Source organism: Amycolatopsis sp. CA-128772 (assembly GCF_002904295.1).
Classification (GTDB): Bacteria; Actinomycetota; Actinomycetes; order Mycobacteriales; family Pseudonocardiaceae; genus Amycolatopsis.
Genome location: NZ_PPHG01000075.1, coordinates 15,329 through 34,710, shown reverse-complemented (window position 1 = coordinate 34,710; position 19,382 = coordinate 15,329). Strand labels below are relative to the sequence as shown.

Sequence of the window (19,382 nt, the reverse complement as noted above, 5' to 3'; positions counted from 1 at the left end):
GGGCTGGTTAGAGTGCCCGGCATGCGCATCCTGATCTCGGCGGACATGGAGGGCGCCACCGGCGTCACCTGGACCGACGACGTCGTGCCCGGTTCTCCGCAGTGGGATCGCTTCCGGCGGCTGTTCACCGGCGACGTCAACGCGGTGCTGGCCGGCCTGTACGCGGCCGGGGCCACCGATGTGCTGGTCAACGAGGCGCACTCGTCGCAGCGGAACCTGCTGCTGGAGGACCTGGACCCGCGGGCGCGAATGCTGACCGGGCGGCACAAGCCGCTGTCGATGATGCAGGGCGTCGAGGCCGGCGTGGACGGGGTGGTGTTCCTCGGTTACCACGCCGGTGCGGGGTTCGACGGGGTGCTTTCCCACACCTACCTGGAGAACCAGATCACCGGGGTGTGGCTGGACGACGTCCCGGCGAGCGAGGGGCGGCTGAACGCGGTCATGGCCGCGGAGTACGGCGTCCCTGTCCTGCTCGTTTCGGGTGACGACAAAACGTGTGACGACGCCCGTGATTACGCTCCGGAGGCGGAGCTGGTCCCGGTGAAGGAGTGCGTGAGCCGGTACGCGGCGATCTGCCTGCCGCCGGCGCGCACCGCGGAGCTGCTGACCGCCGCCGCGGCGGCGGCGATGGCCCGCGCCGGCCGGGAGGAGCGGCAGGTCGGGGCGCACCGGATCGAGGTGGAGTTCGACGCGAGCCACCTGGCGCAGGCGACCGCGGTGATCCCGACGGTGGAGCAGATCGGCACGCGCCGCGTCGGGTTCGACGCGGCGGACATGACCGAGGCGATGAAGTGCTTCAAGGTCGTCACGGCGATCGCGGGCGGGGCGGTGCAGGGCATCTATGGCTGACGTCGTCGAGCTGTGCGCGGACCTGATCCGGTTCGACACGACCAACCGCGGGAACAACGACGCCAACCCCGAGCGGCCGGCCGCCGAGTACGTGGCCGCGTTCCTGGACGGCCTCGGCATCCCGTCGCGGATCCTCGAGGCCGCGCCCGGGCGGGCCAGCGTGGTCGCGCGCGTGCCCGGCACCGACCCGTCGCTGCCCGCGCTGCTGGTGCAGGGGCACCTGGACGTCGTCCCGGCGGACCCCGCGGACTGGTCGGTGCCGCCGTTCGCCGGTGAGGTGCGCGACGGGTACCTGTGGGGCCGCGGCGCGACCGACATGAAGGACTTCGTGGCGATGGTGCTGGCCGCGCTGGCCGGCGGGGTGCGGCCGCGCCGCGAGCTGGTGCTGGCGTTCGTCGCCGACGAGGAGGACCGCGGGGAGTGGGGCGCGCACTGGCTGGTCGCCCGGCACCCGTCGTTGTTCGACGGCTGCGCGGCGGCGATCAGCGAGTCGGGCGGCTACACCTACCACGTGCCCGCCGCCGACGGCCGCGACGTGCACCTGTACCCGGTCGGGACGGCCGAGCGCGGCACGGCCCACCTGCGCCTGACCGCGCGGGGCCGGGCCGGGCACGGCTCGCGCCCGAACGACGAGAACGCGGTCGTCCGGCTGGTGGGGGCGCTCAACCGGATCGCCGGGCACCGCTGGCCGGTGTCGCTGACCCCGGCGGTGCGGGCGTTCCTGGAGCGGACCGGCGCCGCCCTGGGTGTGCCGGTGGATCTGTCCTCTTCGGACGGTGTGGACGCGGCGGTGGCGGCGCTGGGCCCGGCGGGGTCGCTGGTGGTCCCGACGGTGCGCAACAGCACCACCCCGACGATGCTGGCCGCGGGCTACAAGGTGAACGTCATCCCGTCGACGGCGACCGCGCAGATCGACGTGCGGGTGCTGCCGGGCACCGAGGAGGAGCTGTTCGCGGCGCTGGACGAGCTGCTCGGCGAGGGCGTGACGCGCGAGTTCGCGGCGCACCAGCCGCCGGTGCAGGCGCCGGTCGATTCCCCGTGGTTCGACGCGATGGCGGCCGCCCTGCGGGCGGAGGATCCCGAGGCGGTGGTGGTGCCGTACTGCCTGGGCGGCGGGACGGACGCGAAGGCGTTCGCGCAGCTGGGCATCGACTGCTACGGCTTCGCGCCGCTGTGGCTGCCGAAGGGGTTCCCGTACCGGGCGATGGCGCACGGGGTGGACGAGCGGGTGCCGGTCGAGGGCCTGCACTTCGGCACCCGCGTCCTGGCCCGGTTCCTCGAGAACTGTTAGAAGGCGCGGTCGAGGAGAGCGAGCAGGCTTTCCCAGTGCCGCCGCAGCGCGGCGGCGTCGAAGGCGTCGGTGTCGGCCATGGTGAAGCCGTGGACGGTTCCGGGGTAGATCTCCGAGGTGTACTCGATCCCGGCGGCGTCGAGGGTCCGGTTGAGCTCGGCGAGCGCCCCGGGTGTCAGGTCGGTTTCGGCGTGGCCGAAGTGGGCCCGGGCGGTGAGGCGGTGCAGGCTGTCGGGCCCGGCCGCGCCCACCGGGGCGTGGAACGCGGCGAGGGCGGCCACCCGGCCGGGGTGGGCCGCGGCGGTGTGCGTGGCCAGGAGGCCGCCGATGCAGTAGCCGGTCACCGCCACCGGTCCGGGGGCGACCTCGGGCCGGCCGGTGAGGAACTCGAGGCAGGCGTCGGCGTCGCGCAGGATCCGGTCGGTGGTGTGCGCCTCGATCATCGGCATCAGGCGGGCGAAGATCGCGGGCCGGGCTTCTTCGCCGATGTGCCCGGGCAGGTCGAGCACCGGCGCCGGGCCGTGGCGGTAGAAGGGGTTGGGGACGAGCACGGAGTACCCGTGACCGGCCAGTTCGCGAGCCATCTCCCGCAGCACGGGCCGGATGCCGAAGCCGTCCGGGTACATCAGCACGCCGGGGTGGCGTTCGCCGTCGTCGGGGAAGGCGGCGAAGGCGTCGGCGTGGCCGTCCGGGGTGGGGATCCGCAGTGACTGGGTGGGCATGATCACCGAGCCTAGGCCACCGGCTCAGGGCACCACGACGAGTTTTCCGGCGGCGCGGTCCTCCTCCATGTACCGGTGGGCGTCGGCGATCTCGTCGAGGGGGAAGATCCGGTCGACGTGCGGCGCGTACGTGCCGGCCTCGACTTCGCCGACGATCCGCTGCAGGACCTCCGTAGCTCCGGCGTGGTCGTTGCTGTGGAACGCCGTCAGCTTGGTGCCGGAGGGAATCTCCGCGATCGGCTCGAAGTCCGGGACGATCCAGCCGCTCAGCGAGCCCGCCACGCAGACCGTGCCGCCGCGGCGGACCAGGCGCAGGGAGTCCACGGCGGTGCGGGCGCCGACCAGGTCGAGGATCCAGTCCGGGCCTTCGGGCCACAGCCGCGGCAGGCCGGTCAGCGGGCCGCCGTCGTCGATGAGGACGTGGCCGGTCAGGGCGGCGGCTTTGTCCGGCCGGCGGGTGGTGGCGGCGACCGTCACGCCGTGGCCGGCCGCGATGGCGGCCGCGGCGAGCCCGACCGAGGACGTGCCGCCGCGGATCAGCAGCCGGCCGGTGCGGCCCGGGCCGATCCCGAGCGCGTCGAGGGCGCCTTGGGCGGTCAGGTACGTCTCGGGCAGCGCGGCCAGCGTCTCCCAGGGCAGCGTGGTGGTGACCGGCATCAGCAGCGGGTTCGGCAGCAGGGCGTACTCGGCGTAGCCGCCGTCGAAGGCGCGGCCCATCTCCCCCATCACCGCCGCCACGGTCGTCCCTTCGGGCAGGCGGGGGTCGGTGGCGACGGCCACCACGCCGGTGCATTCGATGCCGAGCACCCGCGGGAACCGCACGTCCGGGGAGTGGCCCTGGCGCGTCCGCAGCTCCGACCGGTTGAGGCCGGTGCCCTTCACCTGCACCAGGCTCCAGCCGGCCCGGACCGCCGGGACCGGCACCTCGCGGACCTCCAGGACCTCCGGACCACCGGGCCGGACACACACCGCTGCACGCATCGTCTTCATGCGTCCCACTTTCACCGCGCACGGCGGTGGCCGACCACCGGTAAACTGCCACGTCATGCCCGATGGCCGCCAACCCGTGTCGCGGATCTGGCCGTCCGGCGGGGTGCACCTGTGGCCGCCGGGCGGCGGCAGCGACGCGGACGCCCACGACCGCGGGCACCTGGTCTACGCGGCGCGGGGTGTGCTGTCGGTGCACACCGAGCGGGGGACGTCGATCGTGCCGGCCAACCGGGTGGCCTGGACGCCGGCCGGGTTCGTCCACCGGCACCGCGCGCACGGCCACACCGACATGCGGATCGTGTTCCTGCCGGGGTCGCTGGCCCGGCTCGTCCCGGCGCAGCCGGCCGTGTTCGCGGCGTCGGACCTGGCCCGCGAGGTGGTGCTGGCCCTGACCGGGCCGCGCGAGTACGACCGCGCGGCGAGCGCGCGCCTGCGCCGGGTGCTGGTCGACGAGCTGCGCGAGGCCCCCGAGCAGCCGCTGCAGCTGCCCGAGCCGCGCGACGACCGGCTGCGCGCCCTGGCCCGGGTGCTGTACGAGACGCCCGGGGACAACACGCCGCTGGCGGAGCTCGGGCCGCGGGTCGGGGCGAGCGCCCGCACGCTGAGCCGCCTGTTCCGCGCCGAGCTGGGCATGACGTTCCACGCGTGGCGCACGCAGCTGCGCATCCACCACGCGCTGGTCCTGCTCGCCGCCGGCCACGACACGACGCACGTCGCGCACGCCTGCGGGTGGGCGAACCCGAGCCACTTCATCGCGGCGTTCACGGCCGTGGTCGGGACGACGCCCGGCCGGCACCGGGCTAGCGCGTGAAGGTGGCCCAGTAGCGGGCGCCGTCGCGGATGGTGTCCAGGGTGAGCAGGCGGACGCCGTCCTGGGCGGTGGATTCGATCTCCGGGCGGCTGAACGGCCACGGTGGGCTCTGCCAGTTCGCCATGTCCATGTTCTCCTCCGCCACCTCGCACACGATCGCCGTGCCGCCCGGGGCCAGGAAGGACGCGAGCGACTTCAGGGCCGTGGGCCGGAAGTCGCGGGGCATGGCCTGGATGTTCATGATCTCCACGACCAGGTCGAACGCGTGGTGCCAGGCCGGCGGCGGGTCGAGCAGGTCCGCGACCACGTAGTCCACTGTGGACTCCGGGAACCGGGCGCGGGCGGCCGCGACCGCGGTCGGGGCGACGTCGAAGCCGGTCACCGCCCAGCCGTGGGCGGCCAGCAGTTCCGAGTCGTCGCCCAGGGCGCTGCCGACCACCAGTGCGCGGCGGCCTCCGCCCGGGTGCTCGGCGGCCCAGGCGGTCAGGTCGATGCCCGGTTGGCCGCGGGTCCACGGGACTTCGGCTTCGCCGCGGGCGGCGGCGGTGTAGAGCTGGTCGAACCAGCCGGTGGGGTTGCCTTCGGCGAGGGAGGCGCGGGCGAGTACGCGGTCGGCGGGTTCCGGCGTCGTCATGATCGCGACTGTAGCGACGACGCCGGAACCCCGTGGCCGGATTACGGCGCGACCGGCCCCGGGATCGCGTAGAGGGGGTCCCCGGCCCAGTGGACGACGTCCCGGACCGGCGACACCGGCGGCGCAGGCCGGAAGCTGGCGGCGTCGTCGACGTTGCCGGTGCCGTCGTAGACCGCCCGCTGCGGGTAGGCGAACACCGGCCGGGTGCGGGTGACGTGGCCGGCGGTGTCGCGGCCGGTGGCGATCACGCGGGTGGGTGCGGTGCCGCGTTCGACCCAGGCGACCAGCTCGCGCAGCGGGTCGAACTCGGTGAGGGTGGTGCCGCCGCCGCAGTGGTAGAGCGACGGGACCATGAACAGCCGCACCGAGTCCTGGGGACGGCCGTGGGTGAGCCGCTGGTAGTAGTCGAGCGTGCCGGCCGGCGGGATGGCTTCGTCGGCCCAGCCGTGCCAGAGCACGAGCTTGCCGCCGCGCCGCTGGAACGCCGAGAGGTCGAGGCTCATCGCGTTGGCGCGGACGCCGACCGGGGTGAGCCGGTCGAAGTCGTGCCGGGTGAAGGTGAAGGTGTCCACGGTGGCGGCCGGTGCGCCGATCGGGTAGCCGAGGTAGCGCAGGTAGTTGTCGGCCAGGCTGCGGGCGAAGGCGACGCCACCGGTGTCCGGGGTGGGGATGATCCAGCCGGCCCAGGACAGCTCGGAGCCGGGCTGCTGGCCGCCGGGGTAGAGCAGGGTGCCGTGGGCGTCGGTGGGCGGCGAGTACAGCTTGCGGGTCGCGGTGACCTGGGCCGGGGTGAGGCAGGCCGGGGTGTCCGGGCCGGTGCAGGTCAGGGTCGCGGGGTCGAAGTGGCAGGCGCGCGGGTCGTCGAGCTGGCCGTCGGCGAGGCCGTCGAGGCGGTCGCAGGCGGCGAGGACGGCGGTGTGGAGGGCGGGCAGTTTCGCCGCGGTCAGGAGGGGGCTGCCGTCGGCGGCGGTGTTCACCCGGGCGAGCCACGTCTGGTACTCGCCGAGCAGCGGGCCCCAGTCGTTCGCGGGGGCGCCGGCGACGATGCCGTCGAAGTCGGCCGGGTAGCGCTGGGCGAGCTGGAGGGCTTCGCGGCCGCCGTCGGAGCAGCCGGTGAAGTATGACTTGCGCGGCGGGGCGCCGTAGAACGCCTGGATGATCGCCTTCGACGCGCGTGAGACGACGTGCGGTGCGCGGTATTCGAAGTCGGTGCGGGCGGGCTGGTCGTGGGCGCCCCAGCTGCCGTCGTCGACGACGGCGGGGGTCTTGCCGACGTGGCCGTCGTCGGTGGCGGCGACCGCGACGTCACCACCGTGGGGCAGGCCGCAGTCGGCGAATTCGGGCGGGTTGACCAGGCCGCAGAAGCCGCCGCAGCCGTACTGCAGGTAGCGCCCGGCGTAGGTTCTGGTGGGCAGCCGCAGCTCGAAGCGGACGGCGGGTTCGACGTAGCCGGCCACGCCGCAGTATTCGGGGTCGGTGGCGGTCGCGGCGACGACGGCCGCCGAGGTGACGTGGGTGGTGGCGCCCGGGAGGGCGAAGCCGCGGACCAGGTCGGCGCAGGTGGTCACCGGCCGGACGGGCGAACCGGGCGCGGCGGTGGCGGCGGCCGGGGTGAACGTGGTGGTGGCGAGGGTCAGTGCGGCGGTGGCGGCAAAGATCTTCAGTGGTCTCATCGGTCCCCCGTTTTCGGCGTTGTCTGATTCTGGCCAGGTTTGCCGGGCGGTCTTGACATCGATGTCACCCGCGCGTTTCCCTTCGTTGGCGCCGCCGGTCCCCGCCTGCGCGGCGCTGCTGAATCCGCCCTCCGAGCTTGGAGCAACGATGCCCCGAAGCGCCAGACCGCCGGTCGCTTTCCTGGTGACCGCCGCCGTGGTCGCCGCCGGCCTGGTCGCCCTCCCCGCGGCCTCGTCCGCCGCCGAAGACGCCCTGCCCGCCGATTTCTCGTCCTCCTTCGAGCCCGGTGACGTCCAGCCGACGTGGACCGACACGGTCGACACCGACGCGGCGGGCAAGCCGCGCGCGGCCGGGATCAACGGCGCGAACGGCACCGCGATCCCCGGTGACGTCCGCGGCAAGGTGACCGAGACCAGCGCCAGCAGCGAGAACGGCGGCGGCGGCGAAGTGGCCTCGAACCTCGTCGACGGCACGACCGACACCAAGTGGCTGTCCTGGGACCCGACGGCGTGGGCGCAGTTCACGCTGTCGGAGCCGACGTCGATCACCCACTACGCGATCTCCTCGGCCAACGACTTCGCCGAGCGCGACCCCCGGGACTGGACGCTGCAGGGCTCGGCCGACGGGAGCGCCTGGACCGACCTGGACAAGCAGACCGATCAGGCGTTCACCGCCCGGTTCCAGCAGAAGGACTACCCGCTGGCCGCGCCGACGGCGGCGTACAAGTACTTCCGGCTGGAGGTCACCCGCAACAACGGCGGCCCGATCCTGCAGCTGTCGGAGCTGCTGCTGGCCAACGACGAGCCCGCGCCGCCGCCGCTGCCGAACATGCGCAGCTTCACCGACTCCGGCCCGACCAGCGGGTACACGAACAAGAACCGGGTCGGCTTCACCGGGCTCAAGGCGTTCCGCTACTCCGGCAGCCAGACCCAGCCGCACGGCTACTCCTACAACAAGGTCTTCGACGTGGACATCCCCGTCGTGCCCTCGACCGAGCTGACCTACAAGGTGCAGCCGCAGTTCATCACCGGTGACCTGAAGTACCAGAGCACGAACGTGGCGATCGACCTGGTCTTCACCGACGGCACCCGGCTGCGCGACCTGGGCGCGACCGACCAGTACGGCTTCCCGCTGACGCCGGAGGGCCAGGGCAAGAGCAAGGTGCTCTACACCAACCAGTGGAACCTGGTGCGCTCGGCGATCGGGACGGTGGCCAAGGGCAAGACGGTCGACCGGATCCTGGTCGGCTACGACAACCCGGACGGTCCCGGCTCGCTGCAGGGCTGGCTGGATGACGTGAAGATCTCGGCGACGCCGACCCCGCCGGCCAGCACCCGCCCGAGTGACAACGTGCTCACCACGCGCGGCACGATGGCCAACGGCACGTTCTCCCGGGGCAACAACTTCCCCGCCACGGCGGTGCCGCACGGGTTCAACTTCTGGACCCCGGTGACGGACGCGAACGCCGACGACGACGACGTGCGGTGGATGTACAACTACCACAGCCAGAACAACGAGCAGAACCTGCCGGAGCTGCAGGCGTTCAGCGTCAGCCACGAGCCGAGCCCGTGGATGGGCGACCGGCAGACCTTCCAGGTCATGCCGTCCGCGGCCGCCGGGGTGCCGGACGCCAACCGCGACGCACGGGCGCTGGCGTTCAAGCACGACAACGAGGTCGCTCGCGCGCACTACTACGGCGTGCAGTTCGAGAACGGCATCAAGACCGAGATCGCCCCGACCGACCATGCGGCGGTGTTCCGGTTCTCCTTCCCGGGCAGTGACTCCAGCCTGATCTTCGACAACTACAAGAACCAGGGCGGGCTGACGCTCGACACCGCGAGCGGCACGCTCTCGGGCTACACCGACGTCAAGAGCGGCCTGTCGGCCGGTGCGGGCCGGATGTTCGTCTACGCCACTTTCGACAAGCCGGTCACCGCGGGTGCGAAGCTCACCGGGCAGGGCCACGACGACGTCGCCGGCTACCTGCGGTTTGCCGCCGGCGCCGACAAGACGGTGACGATGCGGATCGCGACGTCGCTGATCAGCGTGGACCAGGCGAAGAAGAACCTGGCGCAGGAGATCGCGCCGACCGCGACCTTCGACTCCGTCCGCGACGCCGCGCAGCGGATCTGGGACGAGCAGCTGAAGGTGATCGAGGTCGAGGGCGCGTCGAAGGACCAGCTCACGACGCTGTACTCGAACCTGTACCGGCTGTTCCTCTACCCGAACTCCGGGTTCGAGAACACCGGCACCCCGGAGAAGCCGAAGTACCAGTACGCCAGCTTCGTCTCGCCGAAGACCGGCGCTAACACCCCGACCCAGACGGGGGCGAAGATCGTCGACGGCCAGACCTACGTCAACAACGGGTTCTGGGACACCTACCGCACCACCTGGCCGGCGTACTCGCTGCTCACGCCGGACATGGCCGGGAAGATGGTCGACGGGTTCGTGCAGCAGTACCGCGACGGCGGCTGGATCTCGCGGTGGTCCTCGCCGGGCTACGCCGACCTGATGACCGGCACCAGCTCCGACGTCGCCTTCGCCGACGCCTACCTCAAGGGCGTCCGCAACTTCGACGTCAAGGCGTCCTACGACGCGGCGCTGAAGAACGCGACGGTGACCCCGCCGAACAACGCCGTCGGCCGCAAGGGCATCGACGAGGGCATCTTCCTCGGCTACTCGCCCAACACGGCCGACCACGGGTTCTCGTGGTCGATCGAGGGCTACGTCAACGACTACGGCATCGCGAACCTGTCGAAGAAGCTCTACGACGAAGCCCCGGCGAGTGACCCGCGCAAGGCGGAGTACCTGGCCAACTACGAGTACTTCACCAGCCGCGCGCAGCAGTACGTGAACCTGTTCGACCCGAGCGTCGGGTTCTTCCAGGGCCGGGACGCGGCGGGCAAGTTCAGCCGGTCGACGGCCGACTACGACCCGCGGGTGTGGGGCATCGACTACACCGAGACCGACGGCTGGGGCATGGCGTTCTCCGTGCCGCAGGACGGTCAGGGCCTGGCGAACCTCTACGGCGGCAAGGCGGGCCTGGCGAAGAAGCTGGACGCCTTCTTCGCCGACCAGGAGACCGCGAACTTCCCGGGCTCCTACGGCGGGGTGATCCACGAGATGCGGGAGGCCCGAGACGTGCGGATGGGCCAGCTCGGCCATTCCAACCAGGCCTCGCACCACACGCTGTACATGTACGACTACGCGGGTCAGCCGGCGAAGACGCAGGAGAAGGTCCGTGAGGCGCTCTCGCGGCTCTACACCGGCAGCGAGATCGGCCAGGGCTATGCGGGCGACGAGGACAACGGCGAGCAGTCGGCGTGGTGGACCTTCAGCGCGCTGGGCTTCTACCCGCTGCAGATGGGCAGCCCGAACTACGCGATCGGGTCGCCGCTGTTCAAGAAGGCCACCATCCACCTGGCCGGCGGCAAGAACCTGGTGATCAACGCGCCGAAGAACAACGCGAGGAACGTCTACGTGCAGGGTGTGAAGGTCAACGGCAAGGCGTACTCCTCGACGTCGCTGCCGCAGGACCTGATCGCCCGCGGCGGCACGATCGACTTCGACCTGGGCCCGAACCCCTCGAACTGGGGCACCGGCCCGAACGACGCGCCGAAGTCGATCACCACGGGTGACGCCGTCCCGACGCCGCTGCACGACGAGACCGGCGCGGGCAAGGGCACGCTGTCCACTTCGGACGGTTCCAACGCCGCCGCGCTGATCGACAACACCTCGCGCACCCAGGCCGCCGTCACCGGCGCCCTGCAGTACCAGCTGAACTCGACCGACGAGGCCGTCACGCACTACACGCTGACGTCCCAGACCGGTGCGGGCGACCCGAAGAGCTGGGTGCTGAAGGGCTCCTACGACGGCAAGACGTGGGCGGTGGCCGACAAGCAGGACAACCAGGCGTTCACCTGGCGGCAGCAAACCCGCGCGTTCAAGGTGGCCGACCCGGCGCACTACGCCTACTACCGGCTCGAAGTGACCGCGACCAGCACCGGCGCCCCGGCGCAGCTGGCCGAATTCGAGCTGCTGGGCAAGCCGGACGCGTCCTGCGCGAAGACGATCACGGGCGCGTCGAACGGTCCGCTGTCGATCACGTCCGGCACGGTGTGCCTGCAGGACGCGACGGTGTCCGGTCCGGTCACCGTGAGCGGCGGCGCCTCGCTGATCGTCCGCGGTGGTTCCCTGAACGGGCCGCTGGCGGCCACCGGCGCGGGCCAGGTGGTGCTGAACCGCACGAAGGTGCGCGGCCCGGTGGCCGTCACCGGCGCGACCGGGCCGGTGTCGATCGAGCTGACCGACATCGGCGGCCCGGTGGCGCTGACCGGCAACCACGGGCCGGTGCTGACGGCCAGCACGGTCGGCGGCCCGCTGGCCTGCGCGGTCAACACGCCGGCGCCGACGGACCACGACCTGCCGAACACGGTGCGCGGCCCGGTCGCCGGGCAGTGCACGAAGATGTAATCCCGGCTGACCGTCGCTTTCACGTGAAAGCGACCTCCCGAGGGCGGCACTTTCACGTGAAAGTGCCGCCCTCGGCGTAGCGGCCGGCGATGGCGGCGGCCCGGTCGCGCAGCGCCGTGCGCAACGACTCCGGGCTCAGGGCTTCCGCGTCCGCACCCAGCTGCCACAGCGCCCATTCGGCGTGCCAGGCGTCCTGGTAGGTGACCTCGAACCGCAGCCAGCCGTCGGCGTCGGGGTGCTCGGCGCGGACCGCCACCGCCGCGCTCAGCAGGTCTTCCCGCCGGTCCGGGCGCACCCGGACCCGCACGGCGAGGTGGCCCTCGGCCAGGAACGCCGCACAGCGTTGCCGCCAGAGGCGGTCCAGGTCGACCTCGCCCGGGCGCTCGGCCGGTTCGGGAAGCTGCTGCGCGGCCAGGACCCGCGACAGCCGGTACGTGCGATCCGCACCCGCCCGGGTGGCCAGCAGGTAGCCGCGGTCGCGGACGGTGACCAGGCCGATCGGATCCACCGTGCGCCACCGCGGCTCCTGGCCGGTGGCCGCGTAGCGGATGCGCAGCCGGCGGCCGGCCAGGACCGCGCGGCGGACCTCGAGCATCGCCGGGTGGTCCACTTCTTCGACGACGGGACGGCGGGAGAGCAGGTCGGTCTCCGGCTCGACGAGGAAGCGCCCCGCGGGGGCCACGTGGGTTTCGGGCAGGGCGTCGGCCACCTTGCGCATCGCCGAGGCCAGCGCCGGGCCCAGGCCGAACGCGCGCCCGGTGGTCAGCAGGGCCAGGGCTTCGTCGTGGTTCAGGCCGGTCAGCTCGGTCCGGAAGCCGGGCAGCAGCGCGAACCCGCCGTGGCGGCCGCGTTCGGCGTAGACCGGGACACCCACGCCCGAGAGCGCGTCGATGTCGCGCAGCACCGTGCGGGTCGACACCTCCAGCTCGCGGGCCAGCGCTTCGGCGGTCAGCCGGCCGCGCTGACGCAGCAACAGCACCAGGGAGACCAGCCGGTCGGCACGCACCTCGAGACGGTAGCGGAATACCCGACACAGGATGTCGTGATTCGCCGGAAAGGTCCCCGGTGCAGCAATTCGACGAACGGAGCTGATGTGGCACTGGAACGAACGGCGGTCAACCCGGTGACGTGGTCGCCGGCACTGGGCTTCAACCAGGGCGAGGTCGTCTCGGGGCAGACCCGCACCCTGTACTGCTCGGGGCAGACGGCGATGGACGCCGAGGGCAAGCCGCAGCACGAGGGAGACCCGGCGGCGCAGCTGGCGCTGAGCCTGGACAACCTGGAGGCGGTGCTCGCCGAGGCCGGCATGTCCCTGCCGCACCTGGTCCGGCTGAACGTCTACACCACCGACGTCGACGGGCTGTTCCCGCACTACGGCGTGCTGGCGGCGCGGCTGGGCGCGGCCGGGGTGGCGCCGGCCACCACGCTGCTCGGGGTGAGCCGGCTGGCGGTGCCCGGCCAGCTGGTGGAGCTGGAGGGAACCGCCGTCGCCTAGGACGGGCACCGCGGCCCGGGGCGCCCGGGCCGCGGTGCTCAGCACGCTGCGCCGCCCGGCGGCGGTTACGGTAATCGCATGTCCGACGCCGTGTTCTTCTCCTCCTTCGAAACCGGTGACCCGCAGCCGGCGGACCCCGGCCTGCGCGTCGGCAGCGGCCCGGAGCACTCCCCCACGGCCAAGGCCGGCGTCGGCTTCACCGGCACGCAGGCCCTGCGGTACACCGCCCGGCCGCACGCCGTCCTGTTCGAACTGGACGTGCCCGTCACCGGCCGCACCGAGCTGTCCTATGTGGTCTTCCCCGAAGCCGACGGCGACGTCCCCGCCTACCACGCCACCCGCGTCAGCCTCGACGTCGAGTTCGCCGACGGCACCTCCGCCGGCTTCGCCCCGGTCGACGACAAGACGTTGTGGGTCGACCAGTGGAACCTCGTCCGCCGCCCGCTGGGCGCCTTCGCCGGACGCCGGATCAGCCGGCTCGTGCTGCGCACCGGCTCCCCCTCCGAAGACACCGGCGGCTGGCTCGACGACGTCCGGATCGCCGAACGCCCGGAGCAGCCACGCGACCCCGTCGACTGCGTCCGCACGACCCGCGGCACGCACTCCAGCGGCGAGTTTTCCCGCGGCAACAACTTCCCCGCCACGGCTGTGCCGCACGGCTTCAACTTCTGGACCCCGGTCACCGACGCCGGCGTGACCAACTGGCTCTACTCCTACCACCGCCACAACGACGAGCAGAACCGGCCGGCCCTGCAGGCGTTCGCGCTGTCCCACCAACCGAGCCCGTGGATGGGCGACCGGCACACCTTCCACGTCATGCCCGGCACCGGCCCGGTCGAGCCCCGCCGCCGCAAACGCGCACTGGCCTTCTCCCACGACGACGAGACCGCCTCGCCGCACCACTACGGCGTCCGGTTCGCCAACGGCATGACCGCCGACCTCGCACCCACGTCGCACGCGGCGATCATGCGGTTCACCTTCCCCAGCAAGCACGGCTGGCTGCTGTTCGACAACGTCGGCAACCGCGGCCGGCTGCGCATCAACGCCGACACCGGGGTGATCACCGGCCACACCCGGGTCCGCAGCCGGCTGTCGGCCGGGGCGCGCCGGATGTTCGTCTACGGCGTCACCGACGCGCCGGCCACCCGCGGGGCGAAGGTCCGGTTCCCGCCGTGGCGGCGGGTCACCGGGTACTTCGAATTCGACGGCCCCGACGTCACGCTGCGGATCGCGACGTCGCTGATCAGCCTGGCCCAGGCCAAACACAACCTGGAGCAGGAGATCCCGGCCGGGACGACGTTCGAAGAGGTGCAAGCCCAGGCCCGGCGGCTGTGGCAGGACGAGCTCGGCCGCGTCGAGGTCGAAGGCGCCACCGAAGACCAGCGCACGACGCTGTACTCCAACCTCTACCGGCTGTTCCTGTACCCGAACGTCGCCCACGAGACGACGCCGAAAGGGATCCGCCACGCCAGCCCGGTCGTGCACCGGTGGTGGCCGAGCACCCGCCGGCGCACCGGCGCGAAGGTCATCGACGGCGAGCTCTACGTCAACAACGGCTTCTGGGACACCTACCGCACCACCTGGCCCGCCTACGCGCTGCTCACCCCGGAACGCTGCGGCCGGATGATCGACGGGTTCGTCCAGCAGTACCGCGAAGGCGGCTGGATCGCCCGCTGGTCCTCCCCCGGCTACGCGGACCTGATGACCGGCACCAGCTCCGACGTCGCCTTCGCCGACGCCTACCTCAAGGGCGTCCGCAACTTCGACGTCGAGGCCGCCTTCGACGCCGGGGTGAAGAACGCCACCGTCACCCCGCCGCGCCGCTCGGTCGGCCGCAAGGGCCTCGAAGAGTCGATCTTCCTGCACTACACCCCGGTGCCCGTCCACGAAGGACTGTCCTGGGCCCTGGAGGGCTGCATCAACGACTTCGGCCTGGCCAACCTCGCGGCGGAGCTTTCCCGGGAAAGCTCCGGACCGCGGGCCCGGACGTACGGCGACTACGCCGCCTACTTCCGCGAGCGCGCGAAGCACTACGTCCACCACTTCGACCCGAAGATCGGCTTCTTCCAGGGCCGCCACCGCGACGGACGCCGCAAGTTCGCCCCCGAGGGCTACGACCCGGCCGCCTGGGGCGGCGACTTCGTCGAAACCAACGCCTGGAACACCGCCTTCACCGCCCCGCACGACGGCCCCGGCCTCGCCGCCCTGCACGGCGGCCACGCCGGCCTCGAAGCCAAGCTCGACACGTTCTTCGCCACCCCCGAGACCGGCCGCCGTCCCGGCGCGTACGGCGGGCTGATCCACGAGATGACCGAAGCCCGCGACGTCCGGATGGGCCAGTACGGCCACTCCAACCAGCCCTCGCACCACATCCCCTGGATCTACGGCCAGGCCGGCGCACCCGCGAAGACCCAGGCCACCGTGCGCGAAGTGCTGCGCCGGCTCTACCTCGGCAGCGACATCGGCCAGGGCTACCCCGGCGACGAGGACAACGGCGAGATGTCCGCCTGGTACGTCTTCGCCGCCCTCGGCTTCTACCCCCTCGCCGTCGGCAGCCCGCGCTACGCCCTCGGCTCACCCCTGTTCGAGAAGGCGACCGTCCACCTCGGCGACGGCCGCAAGCTCGTCGTCCACGCCCCCGGCAACACCGCCGAAACGGTCTACGTCCGCGGGCTCACCGTCAACGGCGAACCCCACGACGCCACCTCGATCGCCCACGCCACCCTCGCCGCCGGCGCCGAACTCGTCTTCGACCTGACGACCGAACCGACGGACTGGGGCGCCCCGCCACCGCCCGCCGAACACCCGGCCCCGCTCACCGACCTCACCGGCACCGCAACCGCCGCCGACGGCACCAAGACCGGCGCCCTGTTCGACGACACCACCCGCACCCAGGTCACCTTCTCGAGCGCCACCCCGGCCATCGCATTCACCGTCACCGGCGAACCCCGCGAACTCGCCCTGTACACCCTGACCTCCGGCGCCCGCGGCGGCGACCCCAGCGCGTGGGTCCTGGAAGGCTCCGACGACGGCACCCACTGGTCCACCCTGGACGAACGCGACGACGAGCTGTTCCGCTGGCGCCGCCAGACCCGCCCGTTCGCCCTCGCCACCCCGGCCGCGCACCCGCACTACCGGCTGCGGATCACCGCCACCCGCGGCCGCCGCGCCACCCTCGCCCAGTGGGAGCTCCTCGCCCGATGAACCACCTCCGCACCGCCGCTCTCGACCGGTTCGCGGCGGCCGACCCCGGCCTGGTCCGGCTGCGGCTGGCCGGCTCCGCCGTGCTCGGCATCGTCCTGGCCGTGGCCGCGCTGCTGCCCGCGCACGTCCCGCTCACCGTCATGCTCGTCGGCGCCATCGCCGCGATGATGACCGCGTTCACCGTCAACGACGCGACCCCGGGCGGCCAGGCCGTCACCCTCGTCCTGGCCTTCCTCACCGGAGCCGCGTCGATCACCGTGGCCAGCCTCGGCTCGGCGCTGCCACCGCTGGACAGCATCGTGTTCGTCCTGCTGATCTTCGTCGCCGTCTACGCCCAGCGCTTCGGCGCCCGCGGCACCGCGCTCGGCTCGATCGCCTTCTTCCTGTTCTTCTTCCCGATGTTCCTGCAGGCCCACCTCAAGCAGGTCCCCCAGCTGCTGGTGGCCCTCGGCGTCGGGGTGCTCGCCAACGCCGTCGTCCGGTTCGTCCTGCTCCGCCACAACGCCGAGGTCGAGTTCCTGCGCGTGCGCCGCGCCTTCCGCGCCCGCCTCGGCGCCGTCGTCCGCGCCACCGAAGCCCACCTCGCGGTCAACGGCGGCGAACGCACCCGCAAGCAGCTCCGCTCCGCACTGGCCCGCCTGCACGAATGCGTGCTGCTCATCGAGGACGCTGCCCCCGACGTCGTCGACGCCCGCGCCGCCGACGTGCTGCGCCGCCGCGCCATCGAGGTCGAACTCGCCGTCGGCTGGCTGGCCAGCACCGTCCAGCGCACCTGCACCCACGAACTCGCCACCGAAGTCCGCGACGACCTCATCGCCCGGCTCGCCCGCTTCCGCGCCCTGATGGAACGCGACCCGCGCGAGCTGCCGCTGATCAGCCAGACCGGCGAATACAGCCGGATGCTCGTCGAAGGCAGCCGCATCGACTCCCACGCCGCGCCGGGCGACGGCGTCCGCAAGGCCCTCGCCGAACTGGCCCTGGCCGACGACCGCGCCCAGCGCGCCGCCACCCCGGAGGCGACCCCGGACCCGCTCGCCCCCGACGACGAAGACGAGCCGGCCCCGAGGTTCGCCTACGACAACCGCACCCGCAGCGCGATCCAGGCCGTCGTCGGCGGCGGGCTCGCCGTGCTCGGCGGCGAACTCGTCTCCCACCAGCGCTGGTACTGGGCCGTGCTGACCGTGTTCGTCGTGTTCATCGGCGCCTCCAGCGCCGGCGCCACCTTCGTCAAGGGCGTCCGCCGCCTCGGCGGCACCCTGATCGGCATCGTCGGCGGCGTCCTGCTCGCGCTGCTGGTCGGCGGCAACACCCCGGCCACCCTCGCCCTGATCCTCGTGTGCGTGTTCGGCATGGTCTACACCGCGCGCGTGTCCCAGGTGGTGATGGCGTTCTTCGTCACCAGCATGCTCGGCCTGCTCTACAGCCTGCTCGGCACCTTCAGCCTGCAGGTGCTGTGGATCCGCGTCGCCGAAACCGCCGTCGGCGCCGCCGCCGGCATCCTCGCCGCGGTCGTCATCGTCCCGGTCCGCACCCGCTCGGTCATGCTCGACGACATCGCCGGAGTGCTCGACGACCTCGAAGAGTTCCTCCAGCACACCCGCGGGCTGCTCGCCGGCGAGGAGAACGTCAACGTCATCGAACTCTCCCGCGACCTCGACCGCAGCGTCGACCAGGTCCGCACCACCGTCGAACCACTGACCCACCCGGTCAACCTCCGCAGCGCCCGCCGCGACTACGGCTGGCACGTGCTCACCACCCTGGAAACCATCGCCTTCCGCGCCCGGCACGTCGCCGCCCGCGCCCAGCCCGGCCAGCTCGCCGGCCCCGACGCCGACCGCCTCCGGCTGTTCACCGGCCGGCTGCTGGCCAACATCGACATCCTCCGCGGCGCACTGGCCGCCCCGGGTGGCCCCACACCCGGGACGCTCGTGCGCGACGACGGCACACCGGTCTCCGACCGCGTCGAGCAGGCCGAGACCCGCGCGGTCCTGTCCAGCCTCAGCCACCTCGACGAGGCCCTCGTCTCCCTCGGCCGCGTATTCGGCGTCGAAGCCACCGATCCCCGGGCCCCGGCGAAGCCCTGACCGGCCCGGGGCGGCGCAGCTTTCCCGCCGCGCCGCCCCTCTGGACCTCCGGTCACCCGGAGCCGATCACGGGCACACGAGCCACGCGAAGTGGTACACCGTGGTGATGCTGCCGTCGGTCGAGTCCATCGTGACGTAGCTCGTCGTCTTCTTCGGATCCGACGTCCCGGCCGCGGCCCGCAATTCCGTGTTGATGTTCAGATTGCGCTCCTCGCCGCACGGCTTGAACACGATGGCGCCGACCTCCGTCGAATCGGTGAAATGCCAGTCGTCTTCGAACGGCCCGGCCAGCGGATGCTGGATGTACGCGGTCGGTGAATTACCCTGGAAATAGTAGTTCGCTCTTTCCAGGCCGGTCGCACCCTTTTCCAGGTGCGCGAACCCGCGGTAGTCGGCCTGCGCGATTCCGTAGGTGAAGCCCTGCGGCACGTGCACCCGCAGGCCGATCTGACAGTTCTTCCGCGCGTCCAGCGGTCCGGCGCCGACCCCGACCAACGCCGTGTAGGCGCTGTAGGTCACGGTGAACGCCGTGTTGTCCTGCGAAACCGCCACCGCGGACGTGCCCGTCGGACAGCCGGTGCCGATGGCGTTGACGACGTCGATGACGATTTTGTCGGGCGGCGGCGGAGTGTTCCACGAATGCGGGGCGACCACAGAGGAGAGCGCCATTACGGCAGCAACGACCGCAGACAGCATCGGAATCCTTCCCAATACATTCGAATTGGGGACGGGGGCGCCGACCATGGTAGCGAAAGGATCATGGAAGCAAACCCCGCTGAACGGAGCAACGCGCAGTAGCCGTCCCGCCACGCGGTATGCCGATAATTTTGGACCGACATTCTCGCGAGGCACGAATGAATTGGACCGGAAAACGATTTCGCACCCCCGGACCGCTGCCCGCCGTCCGCGATCACCCCGCGACGTCCGGGCTTGATCGTTTCACCCCGCCCCGGCCGGCGGCGCGATCGAGCCCACCCGGCGTCGATCATGAAACTTACCTCAACGGGACGAACCGTACCTTTCCGACGAACCCACCCCCAACCAACCTGCAGGCGGCCAGGAAAGCGATCCTCACAACAGTGACTGGACGCACCCGACCGGCAACGCCCGGGAGGGATAGGCTCCCAAGCACTAGCCAAAGTCGTCTCAAGCTGG

The 19,382-nt window shown here is 72.1% G+C and carries 13 protein-coding genes; 7 read left to right on the top strand and 6 right to left on the bottom strand.

All coding sequences use genetic code 11. From position 1 onward, the window contains the following. Positions 1–21 precede the first annotated feature (21 nt). On the top strand, positions 22–849 hold the full coding sequence (locus C2L59_RS28865) for a M55 family metallopeptidase (protein WP_103352678.1): 828 nt from the start codon (positions 22–24) through the stop codon (positions 847–849). Further along, on the top strand, positions 842–2,140 hold the full coding sequence (locus C2L59_RS28860) for a M20/M25/M40 family metallo-hydrolase (RefSeq protein WP_103352677.1): 1,299 nt from the start codon (positions 842–844) through the stop codon (positions 2,138–2,140). The genes C2L59_RS28865 and C2L59_RS28860 overlap by 8 nt, the downstream gene beginning before the upstream one ends. Here C2L59_RS28860 and C2L59_RS28855 read toward each other — a convergent pair. Continuing rightward, positions 2,137–2,862, bottom strand: a complete 726-nt coding sequence (locus C2L59_RS28855) for a dienelactone hydrolase family protein (RefSeq protein ID WP_103352955.1) — start codon at positions 2,860–2,862, stop codon at positions 2,137–2,139. The two genes, C2L59_RS28860 and C2L59_RS28855, sit on opposite strands and share 4 nt — an antisense overlap. 24 nt (positions 2,863–2,886) lie before the next feature. After that, positions 2,887–3,852 (bottom strand): zinc-binding dehydrogenase, encoded by a 966-nt coding sequence (locus C2L59_RS28850; RefSeq protein WP_103352676.1) that lies wholly within the window; start codon positions 3,850–3,852, stop codon positions 2,887–2,889. A gap of 55 nt (positions 3,853–3,907) precedes the next feature. Here C2L59_RS28850 and C2L59_RS28845 point away from each other — a divergent pair, with 55 nt between their 5' ends. Continuing rightward, positions 3,908–4,663, top strand: a complete 756-nt coding sequence (locus C2L59_RS28845) for a helix-turn-helix domain-containing protein (RefSeq protein WP_233223755.1) — start codon at positions 3,908–3,910, stop codon at positions 4,661–4,663. On the opposite strand, the gene C2L59_RS28840 is transcribed toward C2L59_RS28845, so the two are convergent. Then, positions 4,653–5,297, bottom strand: a complete 645-nt coding sequence (locus C2L59_RS28840; protein ID WP_103352675.1) for a bifunctional 2-polyprenyl-6-hydroxyphenol methylase/3-demethylubiquinol 3-O-methyltransferase UbiG — start codon at positions 5,295–5,297, stop codon at positions 4,653–4,655. The genes C2L59_RS28845 and C2L59_RS28840 overlap by 11 nt on opposite strands. A gap of 41 nt (positions 5,298–5,338) precedes the next feature. Continuing rightward, a complete protein-coding gene (locus tag C2L59_RS28835; protein ID WP_103352674.1) occupies positions 5,339–6,970 on the bottom strand; it encodes a tannase/feruloyl esterase family alpha/beta hydrolase in 1,632 nt (543 codons plus the stop codon). Positions 6,971–7,118: 148 nt separating this feature from the next. On the opposite strand from C2L59_RS28835, the gene C2L59_RS28830 reads away from it, so the two are divergent. Then, on the top strand, positions 7,119–11,444 hold the full coding sequence (locus tag C2L59_RS28830; protein WP_103352673.1) for a GH92 family glycosyl hydrolase: 4,326 nt from the start codon (positions 7,119–7,121) through the stop codon (positions 11,442–11,444). Positions 11,445–11,496: 52 nt separating this feature from the next. On the opposite strand, the gene C2L59_RS28825 is transcribed toward C2L59_RS28830, so the two are convergent. Next, positions 11,497–12,450, bottom strand: a complete 954-nt coding sequence (locus tag C2L59_RS28825; RefSeq protein WP_103352672.1) for a YafY family protein — start codon at positions 12,448–12,450, stop codon at positions 11,497–11,499. Positions 12,451–12,543: 93 nt separating this feature from the next. On the opposite strand from C2L59_RS28825, the gene C2L59_RS28820 reads away from it, so the two are divergent. The 3 genes from C2L59_RS28820 to C2L59_RS28810 all read left to right on the top strand — a co-directional run bounded on the left by C2L59_RS28820 (position 12,544) and on the right by C2L59_RS28810 (position 18,227). Beyond that, a complete protein-coding gene (locus tag C2L59_RS28820) occupies positions 12,544–12,939 on the top strand; it encodes a RidA family protein (protein WP_103352953.1) in 396 nt (131 codons plus the stop codon). 78 nt (positions 12,940–13,017) lie between these two features. Beyond that, complete coding sequence (locus C2L59_RS28815; protein ID WP_103352671.1) at positions 13,018–16,143, top strand: GH92 family glycosyl hydrolase; 3,126 nt, start codon at positions 13,018–13,020, stop codon at positions 16,141–16,143. Then, a complete protein-coding gene (locus C2L59_RS28810) occupies positions 16,140–18,227 on the top strand; it encodes an FUSC family protein (protein ID WP_103352670.1) in 2,088 nt (695 codons plus the stop codon). The genes C2L59_RS28815 and C2L59_RS28810 overlap by 4 nt, the downstream gene beginning before the upstream one ends. A 66-nt stretch (positions 18,228–18,293) precedes the next feature. On the opposite strand, the gene C2L59_RS28805 is transcribed toward C2L59_RS28810, so the two are convergent. Further along, entirely contained in the window at positions 18,294–18,923 is a 630-nt protein-coding gene (locus tag C2L59_RS28805; RefSeq protein WP_199199302.1) for a DUF4360 domain-containing protein, read from the bottom strand. Positions 18,924–19,382 lie beyond the last annotated feature (459 nt).

What these genes read in the sequence shown, in the direction of transcription:
- C2L59_RS28860 (WP_103352677.1), top strand. Translation starts at nt 842, where the DNA reads ATGGCTGACGTCGTCGAGCTGTGCGCGGACCTGATCCGGTTCGACACG.
- C2L59_RS28810 (WP_103352670.1), top strand. Translation starts at nt 16,140, where the DNA reads ATGAACCACCTCCGCACCGCCGCTCTCGACCGGTTCGCGGCGGCCGAC.
- C2L59_RS28850 (WP_103352676.1), bottom strand. Translation starts at nt 3,852, where the DNA reads ATGAAGACGATGCGTGCAGCGGTGTGTGTCCGGCCCGGTGGTCCGGAG.
- C2L59_RS28830 (WP_103352673.1), top strand. Translation starts at nt 7,119, where the DNA reads ATGCCCCGAAGCGCCAGACCGCCGGTCGCTTTCCTGGTGACCGCCGCC.
- C2L59_RS28815 (WP_103352671.1), top strand. Translation starts at nt 13,018, where the DNA reads ATGTCCGACGCCGTGTTCTTCTCCTCCTTCGAAACCGGTGACCCGCAG.
- C2L59_RS28840 (WP_103352675.1), bottom strand. Translation starts at nt 5,297, where the DNA reads ATGACGACGCCGGAACCCGCCGACCGCGTACTCGCCCGCGCCTCCCTC.
- C2L59_RS28805 (WP_199199302.1), bottom strand. Translation starts at nt 18,923, where the DNA reads ATGCTGTCTGCGGTCGTTGCTGCCGTAATGGCGCTCTCCTCTGTGGTC.
- C2L59_RS28845 (WP_233223755.1), top strand. Translation starts at nt 3,908, where the DNA reads ATGCCCGATGGCCGCCAACCCGTGTCGCGGATCTGGCCGTCCGGCGGG.
- C2L59_RS28835 (WP_103352674.1), bottom strand. Translation starts at nt 6,970, where the DNA reads ATGAGACCACTGAAGATCTTTGCCGCCACCGCCGCACTGACCCTCGCC.
- C2L59_RS28865 (WP_103352678.1), top strand. Translation starts at nt 22, where the DNA reads ATGCGCATCCTGATCTCGGCGGACATGGAGGGCGCCACCGGCGTCACC.
- C2L59_RS28855 (WP_103352955.1), bottom strand. Translation starts at nt 2,862, where the DNA reads ATGCCCACCCAGTCACTGCGGATCCCCACCCCGGACGGCCACGCCGAC.